This window comes from Novipirellula sp. (genome assembly GCF_041583735.1).
Taxonomy (GTDB): Bacteria; Planctomycetota; Planctomycetia; order Pirellulales; family Pirellulaceae; genus Novipirellula.
In genome coordinates this window covers 1-13,432 of the sequence record NZ_JBFHFD010000199.1, presented here as the reverse complement: position 1 = coordinate 13,432, position 13,432 = coordinate 1, and the positions used below count along the sequence as shown (strand labels likewise).

12 protein-coding genes are annotated in these 13,432 nt (G+C 55.0%); 8 read left to right on the top strand and 4 right to left on the bottom strand.

Annotated elements, in window-relative coordinates:
* Together ABX962_RS16055 and ABX962_RS16050 are read left to right on the top strand one after the other, a co-directional pair.
* The coding region (locus tag ABX962_RS16055; RefSeq protein WP_372721066.1) for a PDZ domain-containing protein at window positions 1–315 on the top strand (315 nt) is incomplete at its 5' end.
* A 126-nt stretch (window positions 316–441) separates the two neighbouring features.
* A complete protein-coding gene (locus ABX962_RS16050; RefSeq protein WP_372721065.1) occupies window positions 442–2,442 on the top strand; it encodes a PDZ domain-containing protein in 2,001 nt (666 codons plus the stop codon).
* A gap of 13 nt (window positions 2,443–2,455) precedes the next feature.
* Here ABX962_RS16050 and ABX962_RS16045 read toward each other — a convergent pair whose 3' ends face one another.
* The 3 genes from ABX962_RS16045 to ABX962_RS16035 all read right to left on the bottom strand — a co-directional run bounded on the left by ABX962_RS16045 (window position 2,456) and on the right by ABX962_RS16035 (window position 4,875).
* Entirely contained in the window at window positions 2,456–3,388 is a 933-nt protein-coding gene (locus tag ABX962_RS16045; RefSeq protein ID WP_372721064.1) for a sugar phosphate isomerase/epimerase family protein, read from the bottom strand.
* Between the two features lie 121 nt (window positions 3,389–3,509).
* Window positions 3,510–4,289: a YmdB family metallophosphoesterase gene (locus ABX962_RS16040; RefSeq protein ID WP_372721063.1), complete on the bottom strand. Its 780-nt coding sequence runs from the start codon at window positions 4,287–4,289 to the stop codon at window positions 3,510–3,512.
* A gap of 91 nt (window positions 4,290–4,380) precedes the next feature.
* Window positions 4,381–4,875 carry a low molecular weight protein-tyrosine-phosphatase gene (locus ABX962_RS16035; RefSeq protein WP_372721062.1) on the bottom strand — a complete coding sequence of 165 codons (495 nt, stop codon included), beginning with the start codon at window positions 4,873–4,875 and terminating at the stop codon, window positions 4,381–4,383.
* 613 nt (window positions 4,876–5,488) lie between these two features.
* Between ABX962_RS16035 and ABX962_RS16030 the strand changes: the two genes are divergently transcribed.
* The 6 genes from ABX962_RS16030 (at window position 5,489) to ABX962_RS16005 (ending at window position 12,808) form a co-directional block, all read left to right on the top strand.
* Window positions 5,489–6,031 (top strand): hypothetical protein, encoded by a 543-nt coding sequence (locus ABX962_RS16030; protein WP_372721061.1) that lies wholly within the window; start codon window positions 5,489–5,491, stop codon window positions 6,029–6,031.
* Complete coding sequence (locus ABX962_RS16025; RefSeq protein WP_372721060.1) at window positions 6,028–7,509, top strand: urea transporter; 1,482 nt, start codon at window positions 6,028–6,030, stop codon at window positions 7,507–7,509. Before ABX962_RS16030 ends, ABX962_RS16025 begins: the two co-directional genes overlap by 4 nt.
* Window positions 7,510–7,678: 169 nt before the next feature.
* Complete coding sequence (locus ABX962_RS16020) at window positions 7,679–8,728, top strand: aspartate carbamoyltransferase (RefSeq protein ID WP_372721059.1); 1,050 nt, start codon at window positions 7,679–7,681, stop codon at window positions 8,726–8,728.
* 138 nt (window positions 8,729–8,866) lie between these two features.
* A complete protein-coding gene (gene asnB, locus ABX962_RS16015) occupies window positions 8,867–10,786 on the top strand; it encodes an asparagine synthase (glutamine-hydrolyzing) (RefSeq protein WP_372721058.1) in 1,920 nt (639 codons plus the stop codon).
* Between the two features lie 107 nt (window positions 10,787–10,893).
* Window positions 10,894–11,301 carry a hypothetical protein gene (locus ABX962_RS16010; protein ID WP_372721057.1) on the top strand — a complete coding sequence of 136 codons (408 nt, stop codon included), beginning with the start codon at window positions 10,894–10,896 and terminating at the stop codon, window positions 11,299–11,301.
* Window positions 11,302–11,458: 157 nt separating this feature from the next.
* Window positions 11,459–12,808, top strand: a complete 1,350-nt coding sequence (locus ABX962_RS16005; RefSeq protein WP_372721056.1) for a DUF3748 domain-containing protein — start codon at window positions 11,459–11,461, stop codon at window positions 12,806–12,808.
* Window positions 12,809–12,853: 45 nt separating this feature from the next.
* Here ABX962_RS16005 and ABX962_RS16000 read toward each other — a convergent pair.
* A partial coding sequence (locus tag ABX962_RS16000; RefSeq protein WP_372721055.1) for a DNA polymerase occupies window positions 12,854–13,432 on the bottom strand: 579 nt, incomplete at its 5' end.

Genomic DNA, 13,432 nt, shown 5'->3' with positions numbered 1-13,432 from the left:
GTCGTTCAGCGGATGGACGATAGCGAGCCCAAGTTGCCCCGCGATCAATCGCATACGCTCGCCACGCTTGGCTTGGTGATGGTCCCCGATGTACTCGAGTCAACACCGGCGTATGTGGATCACGTCGTGGCAGACAGCTGGGCATCGCGAGCTCAGGTGCGAACCGACGACCTGATTCTGTTGCTCAACGGCCGACGCGTCGAGGGCCAGCGATCCCTACGCAATCTGCTTCGCACGATCGATCGTCGCGATCCGGTGGAATTAACGATTCAGCGAAACTCTGAGATCATCCCCATCACACTCCGAGCCAAGTAATTGGCGTACTCCCTTTAGCTTTCTGTTAATCTTATGGCGAACGTGTTGAAAGTGCGAAGCCTTGTTAGCGGTGGGGCGCAAGCCCTCCGGTATTGCATGTTAATTTTCGGTGCGAGACCAGACGGCTTGCGCCGTACCGCTAATCATTTGGACAGCAGGAACATCCTGATTCTTTCGCTTTTCATCGCGATCGTGGCGTTGGCGGGGATGCAAGCGTCACAGGCCTCCGCGGCGGACGATCTGCAGTATCGTCAAGCGATGGCCGACGCGGTCCGTGCAACTGCGAATCATGTCCTGCCTTCGGTTGTGGTGGTTGAAGTGGTCGGAGGGACCGGCGGCGCCGAGGGTGAAGTCGAACAAGACGCACCGACCAGCGGGGTGATCGTTGACAAAGACGGCTACGTGCTTGCATCAAGTATCGTGGTGCGGCGGCCTTCGGCCACCATCCTGGTCGTGTTGCCAGACGGATCGCGGCATGCTGCCGAAGTGGTGTCCAAGGACGAGCATCGTGACTTGGTGCTGCTGAAAATCAAAACCGATACTGAATTGTCCCCAATTGCGATGCCTGACAAAATCGAAGCTCGCACGGGGCAAACCACCGTGGCAGTTGGACGCTACGGTATCGATGCATCACCACTGGTCAGCCGTGGCGTGCTCAGCGGAAAAGAGCGACTCGATGGAATCGCGATCCAAGCCGATGCACGCGTGACGGCGTCCTTCTACGGTGGGTTGTTGGTGGATCTGTACGGCAACGCCTTGGGGATTTTGATTCCAGCGGTCGCCGAAGGTGGGGCCGAAGCGGACACCGATTGGTACGACTCGGGGATTGCATTCGCCATTCCACTGGACGTGGTCAAAAAGAATCTTGCTCGCATGCGAGATGGCGAAGACATCAAAAAGGGATTGATTGGAATCGTTTCGAAGAGCAAAGACCCGTATGAGAACCAGACCGAACTTGCCGCGATTCGAGTCCGCTCGCCCGCCGAAACCGCAGGGCTGAAAGCCGGCGACAAGGTGCGCGCTGTCGATGCTCAGAAGGTCCAACGCCACCAAGACGTGCGATTGCTGCTTGGGAAATTTGACGCCGGCGACACCATTTCGATCGAAGTCGAGCGAGATGGAAAACGGCTTACCTTTGATGTCACTCTGACCGATTCGATCCCGCCACTGCAACCCCAGCGACTAGGGGTGATTGCCGTCGATCAAGCGGGCACAGAAACGCAAGCGGATGAATCGAAGAATGACGATCCAGCGAAGCAGGTTTTGGTCCGCGATGTGATTTCCGGCACCGCGGCCGACGGCAAACTAGAACCCGGCGACATCATCGAAAAGATCGGCGTCGCGGAAGTGGACGATGTCGAGTCGCTTCGCCGTCAAATGATGGCTGCTGAGCCAGGCAAGGCGATTGAACTGGCAGTGCGTCGCGCGGACACGAGCAAAACGATTACGTTGACTCCCGACTCGATCGACGCCGGCGTGATGACGGCAATCCCCAAAGCATGGCGCGAGATCGACGCGAAATGGTCGATCAATGAATTGAAACTACCCGATGCAGCGAATGTCGCTGCCGTATTGGCGCCACAAGCGGACGAATCACTAAAACAACTGGGATTGATGGTGCTGCTGATGAATCCCGGCGAAGCGGCGCCAAAAGAATGGCTCGAATCATGGCGCGAGGTCGCTGAAAAGACAGGAGTCGTCGTGTGCGCGGTGGCTGCAGAAGACACCCAACGCTGGCAACCCAAAGAAATTGACGTGATTGGCCGATTTGTCGCTTCGATCCAAAAGACTTCGGCGATCGAACCGTTGGCCGTTGCCGTCGCTGCCCCCGGAGCCATCAGTGGAACCAAGGCGGAAGCGGCGGATTCGATGGCATTGGCGGTGGCGATGTCTGCCAGCCGCACGTTTTACGGTGTCGCAGTGTCGGCAAAAACTCGTCCTCCGGCGGTCCGACTGCGAGAAAACGATGCCGAAGCCTCGCTGCAAGTTTTATTGCCAATCGCCAAGCAAGAGGACCCACCATCCTGGGCACCGACGCTTAGGAAATCTGGATACCCCGTGATCCAAGCGGGCGAGGTCGACAAAGAAATGCTGCTCCGCTGGGTGCGTTTGCTACAAGCCGTTTAGCCCCCCCAGTAATTTAGATTCCCAGTGCCTTGCGCAGCAAATCGGCCACTTTGGGAACGGCGGTGTAGGGCGACTCTTCTTCATACTCAAGGACCACAAATCCTTGATATCCCGCGTCTCGCAGAATCTTGCCGATCCGGTCCAGATCGGCGGGACTCTTTTTTCCCGAGGGTGATTTCATCGTCGTTTTGACTTGAACGTTCACGGCGTAGGGGACGCACTGCGTCAGGTCGGCATAGGGGTCATCCGAAATGAAATTGCCGGTATCCAGATTTATACCGACCCACGGGTTTTGAACCTGCTGCATGATTGTCAAACATTGCTCGGCCGTTAGTTGACCATGGTTTTCCACGCCCAAGAAAATGCCCTTCGACGCTGCATGCTCGGCACACTGTTCAAGCGCCGCGATCGCTTCGGGCATTCGCTCGGGCTGTTCGTCGATCTGCTTCTTGGTGCCAGCGAAAAATCGGATGTGGGGTGCCCCTAGAATCGCGGCGTTGTCGATCCATTTCATTGCATCTTGAATCTGTTGATTCAGCTTCGGGCCTTTGCCAACGGTGAAATCGTTGCCAATCGCGGTGCCCGAAATCGCAACACCTTGCTCAAAGGCTTTACGTTTTAGTTCGAGAAAATAATCGGCAGTGGGCAGCGGATCGAAAAAGTAACTTGTCAATTCAGCGGCATCAAATCCGTGCATTGTGCAGTAGTCGATGAAACCGGCCATATCGATCGCAGGACCATCGTCGGCCGGTTTTTGTGGCCGCTCTTTCATGAACGAAAAATAGCTGCGGAACGAATAGGCGGCTAACGCGAGCTGGAAACGAGCGGGTCCCGAACGAGCAATCGGCTCGCGAGCAACGCTTGTGCTCGAAAGCGATTGACACGCGAGTGCCATGCTGGTTCCGGCAGCCAACGTGTTCTGAATAAATTGACGTCGCTTCATCATGGTGCACCTGCGGAATGAATGGAGACTCAGAAAATAGAGAGTTTTGAGAAAACGCTATTCTGACACATACAAACACCGCGTGTTGCCGTATTTTGCCTAGCAAGTCTACTTTGCAAGCCAACTATTGAATGCGTCGTTCGAACCGCTGGATCGATGTCGCTCGGCCATTCGCATCCGACTGGACAATCGCACCACACAGCCGTACATCGTCAGTGGCGACGTAAAAATGGCACGGCTCGAACGTGCGAGTCGTCTGCGTGACACGCTTGATGTCGCGGCCAATGATGCTCGCGTACGGACCGCACATCCCCACATCACACTGGAATGCGGTTCCACCAGGAAAAATACAAGCGTCCGCGGTCGGCACATGAGTATGGGTGCCAAGCACCGCGGTCACTCGCCCGTCTAAATAACGTCCGAGCGTTTGCTTGTCGCTGGTCGCTTCGGCATGAACATCCACCACGATCTGTTTCGTTTTATCGCCAATCTCCTCGAGCACACGATCGATTGCGATAAAGGGACAATCGACCGGCCGCATAAAGACACGCCCCAGCAGCGATACGATGGCAAACGAACTGCCGCCACTGGTCTTCACAATCGTCCAGCATTTGCCGGGTGCATCGGGAGGAAAGTTGGCGGGTTTGACAATTCGTTTGCTGGTTTCAAGCGTTTTCGCGATCTCTTTCTCACGATAGATATGATCGCCCAGCGTCATTGCGTCGACGCCCGCGTCTACCAGACGACGATACTGACGCGAGGTTAGCCCCGACCCATCGGCCGCGTTTTCTGCGTTGACGATCAATGCATCCAAACGCAGCTCTTTGCGCAACGGTTCGGCATGTTGCAGCACGGCGGTGTAGCCAGGTTTGCCGACAACATCACCGAGAAACAGGATTCGCATCAAATTCGATTTTTGTTAGACGGGTGAGATCACTGCGAGAATTGCGAGCTCATGATACTCGCGAGGCGTCATGGACGCGAAGACGACGAGATCAATCGTCGTCGAATTCACCTTCAAAAATATCCTCACCCGCAAGCGTTTGCATGATCAATGGGCAGCCTTCCTCGAGCATATCGAGCACCTCACCGAAGCCTTCCTCTTCGCCATAATAGGGATCGGGAACGTCGTTGGGCCACTCGTCATCGAGGTAGTCGCCGAACATGCGGATGTGTGATTTCGATCCTTTTCGCAACTCGTGCAGAAAAGCGTGAATCTCCGCATCCATAGCCAGTACCAAATCAAATCGTTTGGGATCAAGGTCGGCAGCGGTGACGACTCGAGCACGACTGGTCAATTCATAACCGCGTGCTTCGGCTGCCGACCGCATTCGTGGATCGGCGAGTTCCCCCACATGAAAGGCCTGCGTCGCCGCCGAATCGACTTCCATATCGACACCATATTCTTGGGCGAACCGTTTCATCACTGCCTCACCCGCTGGCGAACGGCAGATATTTCCCATGCATACAAATAGGATTCGTTTTGTCATTGAAATTGCACCCTACAAAGGTGTCTCAGAACACGGTTTCGGGTAATGTGAAATCAAGGCCAAGAGGATGCGTCACGATTGGACCATCACGCATGACCACGAGGATGTTTGGTAAAAGATTCGCCAGCAGGGGCGTCCCTACGGATTGGGGGCAGCCATATCGCAGCGCCACTGAGTATAACGCTTTACGCCAAATTTGCAGGTGTGCACCGAGAGGGAACCGGCTTTGAAAGCAAGGAAAGAATGATTCGCCCCGTTAACGCAAATCAGCTCGCCGAGTCTAAGAAGCACGGGGGGTGAGTGGGGTGGGTTTTGGATCGCCGCGAAATTTGGTATTCTGGCGATTCATCTGAACATGACAGGCTTTTCACATGGCGGTATCTGACCGCAAAAACTGAAAATTCGAACTTCGTTTGGACGACGTTAAGTTGAGATTCCCCTCGAGACACCAGCGAGGGAATTATGCGAATTGAAGTGACGAAAATACTTTGGCGGTTTGCTTCACTTTAGTACTACGAACGGTTCGTAACAAAAATCGCGAGTTATTTTCCCAGGAGATGCGGTGTTTTTTTGCCGTCATGGCATAACGTTACCCAGGAGCCTTGCAGCGTCGATGACGCTGTTTTTTCTTTCGCTCCACCTTGTTCAGGTTTCGCCTGTTTCCGGTCAAGATCCGTCGATAATTCCGGATCCCGCTTCCCCCTCGGAAGGTCCCGGCGACGATGATCTCCGTGGTCATGCAATTGAACAATCGCCGGCAATTGAACAGCCGATGGCGTTCGAGCAAACGGAATTCGCGGTCAACAAGGAAGGCTATGTATCGCTGAACTGGAACGAGGTTGCCGGGGCCAGCGAATACGTTTTGCTGGACGCTCAGCAACGCGTTCAATACCGCGGTGCCTTTCCCGTCGCGTTTGTATCAGGACTATCCAACGGTACTTATCCGTTTCACGTGCAAGCCAAGGACGCCGACGGTAAAGTGATCGCGAAGACGCAGATTCCTGCGGTGGTGGTCGTACGACACTGGCCGATGAAGTACGCCTCGGGACTGTTTTTCGTTGGTCTTGCCGTGTTTCTTATACTGGTATTTTTGATCACCTGGGGCTCATGGCGAGCCCCACCGGAGCGTGATGAACCAAGTGAGGACCCTTCATGATTGTTGCTGCGACTCCGATTCTGAGTTCGACAGCGGGCTATGTGATGTTGGCGTTGTTCAGTGTCCTGTGGATTTCGCTGGGTCTTTGGTGGGGACGACGTGCCAAATCGTATGACGGCTTTGCGGTCGCTGGCAGAAACGTCGGATTGGCCTTGGCGACGGCCACTGCCGTGGCGACTTGGATCACCTCGAACACCACAATGTTGGCCCCCCAATTTGCCTTGCAATTAGGCGTTTGGGGCGCGGTCGCCTATGCCACAGCGAGCTTTGGATTGTTCGCGTTTGCGCCGATGAGCGGCCGCATTCGCAAATTGATGCCCAACGGGTATACCGCAGTCGAATTTGTCCGCCGTCGCTACGGCATCTGGGGAACGATCCCGTTTCTGATTATCTCGATGTTCTACGCGTTGACATGGTTGATCTCGATGTCGATGGCCGGTGGTAAACTGCTGAATGTCTTGTCGGGCATCCCCTACGAAGTCGGGATGACCGTGGTCCTATCGGTATGCGTTTTGTATACGCTGTTTGGCGGAATGTATGCTGTGATTGGCACCGATTTCATCCAAAGTTTGATCATTTTGGTCGGGCTGGTTGTGGTCGCAATCGCGGTGCTTGTCAAAATAGACATTGCCGATGTGCACGAGAAACTAACACTGGATCGACCGATGTTGTTGTGGGTCTTATTTCCTGCCGCCTTAATGTCGCTATTCAATAATATGTTGTTTAGTTTTGGTGAAATCTTTCATAGCAATGTATGGTGGAGTCGCGCGTTTGCGATGCGAGAGGGTGTCGGTCCCAAGGCGTATGCCCTAGGTGGATTGCTGTGGCTACCTGTCCCCATCCTCGCTGGATTTTTGGGCTTGGCCGCTCCAACGCTTGGCATCGGCGTCAGCCAACCCGACACGGTGGGCCCCTTAGTGGCTGCGACCCTACTGGGATGGGGTGGTGCCTTGTTGGTCTTTGTCATCGTCTTTTGCTCGCTAGCATCGAGCATCGACAGCTTGCTGGCCGCCACCTCGGACTTGATCGTCAATGATGTGATCGAGCGTTGCTCGCCCGCCCCTTTATCCGACACAGCGAAGCGGCGTTATTCCGCAATCAGCATTGTGATGCTCGGTGTATTGTCTTGGGCGTTTGCCTGGCCGAACCTGGGAACACTCGCGACCGTGCTGTTCTTTGCCGGGCCGATGGTGGGCAGCTGTATCTGGCCCATCGTGGGCGGTTTATACTTTCGTCGGCCTAGCGCCGCGGCCGCTTGCAGCGCCATGGTCTCGGGCAGCATCGTTGGCTTGGCTGCCTACGAAATGATCGGTTGGTTTGTCGGATCGCTGGTCGGTGCGGCGGTTTCCGGAGTCGTCTTTGGTTTGGTCACGCTGTTGGTTCCCGATAATTTTCAATTTAGTACGCTTTCGACGCTCCAATGCGATGACGAGTCATTGGATGCCCTGGATACACGCGAGCCGGTGGGAGCGAGTTGAGCATGATGTTTTCCGTCTCTTTTCTACAGTGGCTTGTGGTGGGCGCGTTGGTGCTATGCAGCATCGGCGTGATCATGCTCGTCGCATTTTTGTTCTTCGATTCTCGTGGTAAGAAAATATGGTGAAGAACGTGAGCACAAATACAAAAACCAACTCTCAATCTCTTCGCATGACAACGGATGTGGCGATGAACTCAAAAGGAATGCAGTTGTGTCCAGGCGACCTGCTAAACATTAGCAACGGCAAGATTGATCGCGAGGCGCTCGAAGCGTTGGCGGGACAGTCGATCCTGAATCCGCGGCAATTCGATCGCCGCACCGTGATCGCAATCGCTCAATTGGCGGCCGTGCTGGAAATGCGAAATGTCGAAATTGACAAACCGCTTGATGGCAAGATCGCAATCACCGCCTTTTTCGAGGCCAGCACTCGCACGCGTTTGTCCTTCGAAAGTGCAGTGCAGCGACTCGATGGCAAAGTGCTCTCGGTGCCTGATGGACAAGTCACCGGTGTTGCCAAGGGCGAATCACTCGCAGATATCGGCGAGATGTTTAATACATACGGTGACGTGGTCATCATGCGGCATCCCGAAACCAACAGCATGGACGAGATTCGCCGCAATTTGCAACGACCGCTGATCAACGCCGGTAATGGATCCGGACACCATCCGACGCAAGCGTTGATTGATTGGTACTCGCTGTTGAAATGGCGACCGGAACTGGCCATGGAAGATTGTCCCGAAGACCGCCGCGTGCACTTGGGGATCATCGGGACGCCCGGATCGATGCGAGCGGTGAAAAGTTTTCTGCGGCTTTCGCTAATGTTCACCAATTCGGTCAAACGGATCACGTTGATTTCCGAAATGGCCGATCCGGTTGGCTTGGATTTGACCGAGCCGATCGAAGAGTCGCCCATTCCAATCGACATCACCAATGACGTGCAAGAAGTGCTGCCACATTTGGATGTTGTGTACGTCAATTCGATTGCATTTCTGGGTGATAGTTATCGCAACCTTGACGGTCGCTATAAACTCGATCGCAGCAGCAACTTAAAGCCCGGTTCGGTAATCATGCACCCCTTGGCACGCAACGACGAGTTATCCGAAGACTTGGACGAAACCGAACACAATCTTTATTTTGCCCAAGCCGCGGGGGCGGTGTTCGTGCGGCAAGCCCTTTTAACCGCGGTGCTGGATCGCTTGGATCGAATCAGCGGAATCTAAATCTCGGGGCAATCGATTGATCGCTGCCGCAGCGAACTCCGTTCACTTTCCGCGGCACGGCGGCGCGGCGAATCGGTTTCGATCGTGCCCTGCGCCAAGCTCATTCCCCCAACCCAAAAACACCTAACAGGATTTTTTATGTGTGGCATTACTGGGTTCTGGAACCCATCACGAACCAACGAACGCGAACTGCGATTCACCCTTGATCGCATGCTCGATGTCCTCGACCATCGCGGTCCCGACGAACGCGGCAGCAAGTTTTACTTAGATAACGGTGTCGCACTGGGGCACACCCGGCTGTCAATCGTGGGATTGAGCCATGGCCATCAACCGATTGAATCGGCCGAAGGCGACTACGCCATGACCGTCAATGGCGAATTGTATGGCTACAAACGTGTGCGAACTCAACTGGCTTGCCAACAATATGATTGCAGCGGCAAAAGTGACAGCGCGATCGCGCTGCCGCTTTACTTGCGAGACGGATTGTCGTTTGTCGATCAATTGCGAGGTGAATTTGCCATCGTCCTTTACGACAATCGCAAGAAACGTTTGATTTTGATTCGCGACCGATTCGGTATTAAACCTCTCTACTACTCGGTAAACGATAATGGCGTGGTATGGGGATCGGAAGTCAAGTCGATTCTAAAACACCCCGACGTGACGCCTAAATTATGCCCCAAAGCAGCACTGCATCAAATGATGCAAGTCATGGTGCCCGGCAGCACGGCATTCGAAGGCGTCCATGCTCTGCAGCCTGGACATATGCTGATCGCCGAGATGCATAACGGACGTTTGGAGACAAAGACCGAGCGCTGGTGGGATTTTGTCTTCCCCACGTCGCATGACCCCAATCCGGATCCGGCAGAGTACGTACAAGGCGTCCAAGACCGTTTGATCGACGCGGTCGCCACGCGACTCGAAGCCGACGTGCCAGTCGGTTGCTACCTTTCGGGCGGCATCGACAGCTGCTCGATCCTGGGGTTAGCGACGACGCTTCAACAGTCGCCCGTCAAAGCGTTCACGATTGCATTTGACAACGATGAATACGACGAATCGAATATCGCCAAACTGATGGCCGATCGCACCGGAGCAGAACAAGAACTGCTGCGGTTGACCGAAAAAGAACTCTACGGTCCCGCCTTTGAACGTGCGACTTGGCATGCCGAACGAACGTTTTACAACACCTTGGCGGTTGCCAAGTGGCACATGAGCCGCCGCGTGCGGGCTTGTAATTACAAAGCGGTCGTGACCGGCGAAGGTTCAGACGAACTGTTTGGCGGCTACCCGTTTTTCAAACGAGATTGGCTAGGCCGCGAAGATGAAGGTGGCTTGTTCGCCGGTGCGATTTTGTCCGAAGAGGACATGACGCATCCGGCATGGGAAGATCTGTGCGGGTTCACTCCGTCCTTTATGCAGCCTTGGATGCTGGTGCTCGAGCGAGTCCGCCCGTTGCTGTCGGCCGAGATGCAGGACTTATTGCGTGAGTATGATCCCGTGGCAGCGGTCGCCGCCGCGATCGATCCGGACCAAGTTCGCGGACGCCACCGACTGGATATCTCGCAGTACACCTGGAGCAAGACGATGCTGGAAGGCCAAATCTTGACTTGGGGTGGCGACCGCATGGATATGGCCAACAGCATGGAAGCCCGACCGGCATTCTTAGACCATCATTTAGCCGAGTACGCGACGACGATTCCGCCAGAAGTGCGAATTCGCAATGGGGTTGAGAAATGGGTGTTGCGTGAAGCGATGGTGAACGTGCTGCCGCGAGAGTTGTATGAACGTAAAAAGTTTGCCTTTATGGCACCTCCGGCCCATACCGATCCGGTCAAGCGAAACGCAGTCCAAGAAATGATCGATCATTGGTTGACCGAAAGCCGTGTCAGCGAAGTTGGATTCTTTAACCGCGACGCGCTGAATCCGTTTATCGAAGGCGCATGGCAAGAGACCGATGGCACGCTTGCCCGCCGTAACGATATCGTGATCAATCACACGCTGCAGCTGCACATGCTGCACGGTCAATACGTCGAAGACCTTCCGCTTCCCGTGGTTGATTGACGCGGGTTAGAATGCTTGCTCTTCCGGAAAAAGAGTTTTGAGGGAGCTGGCAAGCCGAATAACACTGTGCGGTCGAGAACAACCATTTTGCGCAAAGAAGGTATCGCGTGTCCGACAACCTCACCGAGGAACAAATCGAGACGATTCGCCTTGAGCTGCAAGCGGGTCGCAAACTCAATGCGGTTAAGCTGCACAAACAATGGACTGGAAGCTCACTTGTCGCCGCAAAGAACTACGTAGAGAGCCTCCCCGTTGGCCCACAGACAGTTACCTGGGACAAGGACCTAGATGGGAAACAGATCGACGAAATTCTCGACGCCATCCAAGAGGGGAGTAAGCTCAAAGCAATCAAGCTCTACAAAGAAAGCACGGGTGTGCGGTTGAAGGAATCAAAAGTGTTCATCGAACGCTTGATGCACGAACTAGGAATCGAACAACGAAAGGGCTGTGCCGCAACGATCCTATTGTTTGTAATCGCAGGAATTGCGACAATTCCTTTTTTGCTTCATTCGTAAACCAAGAGCTCACGAACCAAGAGCTCACGAGTGTGGGCTTGAAACAACCTCGTGTCCACCGCTAATTGCCAGATCGGCGATCAGGGGGGCAATGGCATCAAAGTTTTTCAGGGCACAGCGTGAGTGCTCTTTTCGGGGGCTGCTAGGTAGCACATCGATGGCATCGTTTCACCTCGCTTCCAACTCTCGACTTCGCGAACGAGCGATCACTCGCAGTGACTGCAATCATATCCTGACGAACATCGGTGTATGGTCGCGGGATGGGCAGTGGATCTATTACGACGTTCGCAGCGATGCAGCGGGTTCGCTGTTTGATGGCCACCGAATCGAACGGGTGCATGTCGAATCTGGCGACGTTGAAGTAGTCTACCATTCCAACCATGCAGCTTGCGTCGGCGTAGTCACCGCAAGCCCCGTCGATGACAAAATTGTATTCATCCACGGCCCTGAAAACCCTAGCGAAGATTGGGCGTATGCCGCTTGGCATCGCCGCGGGGTCACCGTAGAACTACAACACGACACAGTGGAACCGAAGCATCATGTCGCCAATCTTGATGCACGCGACGTGGTTTCACCTTACACGTCCGGCGCCCTTCGTGGCGGCACTCATGTACATGTCTTTAGTGGCGATGGTCGCTGGGTCAGCTTTACCTACGAAGACCATGTGTTAGCGACTTCGACCACGGTGGGGGCTCATCAGAATCAGCGGAACGTTGGCGTGTCGGTTCCCATCGCCCAAGTCCATGTGCCGACAACCCATCCGCGAAATCACGACGGGGCGATGTTCAGCGTCTTGGTCACAAAAACCACGGATGCTCCGGCACCTGGCAGTGATCAAATCAATCGAGCCTACAGCGACGCGTGGGTAGGCGAGAACGGCTACCTTCGCGGCGATGGTTCACGGCAGACGCGTGCGTTAGCATTCATCGGCGATGTCGTCTCGCAGGACGGCCGCACCGTCCCCGAACTGTTCATCGTCGACATTCCCGACGACGTCACGGCCTGTGGCGACATGCCGCTCTGTGGCACTCCGTTGACACGCCCTGCGCCGCCGCGATACACCGCACAGCGACGATTGACGGAAACGACAGAGAGAAAATACCCGGGGCTTGGCAGCGTCCGACATTGGCCGCGTAGCAGTCCCGATGGCAGCAAGATTGCGTTTCTGATGCGCGATGATGCGGGGCGAACGCAGCTGTGGCTTGCCTCGCCGACCGAACCAGGGTTCCGTCAACTCACTGACAATGATTTCCCCATCGAGTCCGCGTTTAGTTTCCGTGCCGATGGCGCTGCGATCGCCTGTGCTGCGGGCGTCTGCGTCTGCGAAGTGGATATCACCGACGGCACTACCACCCCGATCACCGCAGAATCGGATCCTGCCAGTGCACCACGTCCCGAAGCGGTGGTTTATTCCCCCGACGGAAAGCATGTCGCATTCCTGCGCCCTGATCGCTCGATCGCAGGGGCCCCCAACCAGATTTTTGTCGCCGAGACGCGTTTGGGGTGAGTGAGGGCAAAACGGTTGGCAAGTTTCGCAACGAAGATACGATCCCTAGTGCGCCTCGAGCCAGTTGTCGCCGATCCCCATCTCGACCACGATCGGTACGCTCATCGGCATCGCCGTCTTCATCGCTTGTTCGATCACCGGCATTACCACTTCGCTTTCCGACTTAGGCATGTCAAAGACGATTTCGTCATGCACGGTCAGCAGCATCTTGGTCTTGAAGTCACCTTCGGTCAGTGCTTCGTGGACACGGATCATTGCCAATTTCAGCATATCGGCTGCGGTGCCCTGAATCGGGCTATTCATCGCCAAACGCTCGGCCGCGCTGACCACCGTTTTGCTCTTGGAATTGATGTCGCGGATATAGCGGCGACGCCCCGTCCGCGTGGCCACATAGCCGTGCTCTTTAGCAAACGCGATCGTGTCGTCAATGTATCGCTGAACGCCGGGGTACTTTTCAAAATAGTTGGCGATCAACTCGTTGGCTTCACCACGAGGAATGTTCAGCCGTTGTTGCAGTCCAAATCCTGAGATGCCATAGATGATGCCAAAGTTTACGGTCTTGGCCTTGTCACGCATCTCACGCGTCACCTCTTCAGGGTCGACCTTGTAGACCTTGCTCGCCGT

Coding starts and splice junctions, on each gene's coding strand:
- ABX962_RS16035 (WP_372721062.1), bottom strand. CDS start 4,875: ATGACAAAACGAATCCTATTTGTATGCATGGGAAATATCTGCCGTTCG.
- ABX962_RS16020 (WP_372721059.1), top strand. CDS start 7,679: ATGACAACGGATGTGGCGATGAACTCAAAAGGAATGCAGTTGTGTCCA.
- asnB (WP_372721058.1), top strand. CDS start 8,867: ATGTGTGGCATTACTGGGTTCTGGAACCCATCACGAACCAACGAACGC.
- ABX962_RS16045 (WP_372721064.1), bottom strand. CDS start 3,388: ATGATGAAGCGACGTCAATTTATTCAGAACACGTTGGCTGCCGGAACC.
- ABX962_RS16040 (WP_372721063.1), bottom strand. CDS start 4,289: ATGCGAATCCTGTTTCTCGGTGATGTTGTCGGCAAACCTGGCTACACC.
- ABX962_RS16025 (WP_372721060.1), top strand. CDS start 6,028: ATGATTGTTGCTGCGACTCCGATTCTGAGTTCGACAGCGGGCTATGTG.
- ABX962_RS16005 (WP_372721056.1), top strand. CDS start 11,459: ATGGCATCGTTTCACCTCGCTTCCAACTCTCGACTTCGCGAACGAGCG.
- ABX962_RS16030 (WP_372721061.1), top strand. CDS start 5,489: ATGACGCTGTTTTTTCTTTCGCTCCACCTTGTTCAGGTTTCGCCTGTT.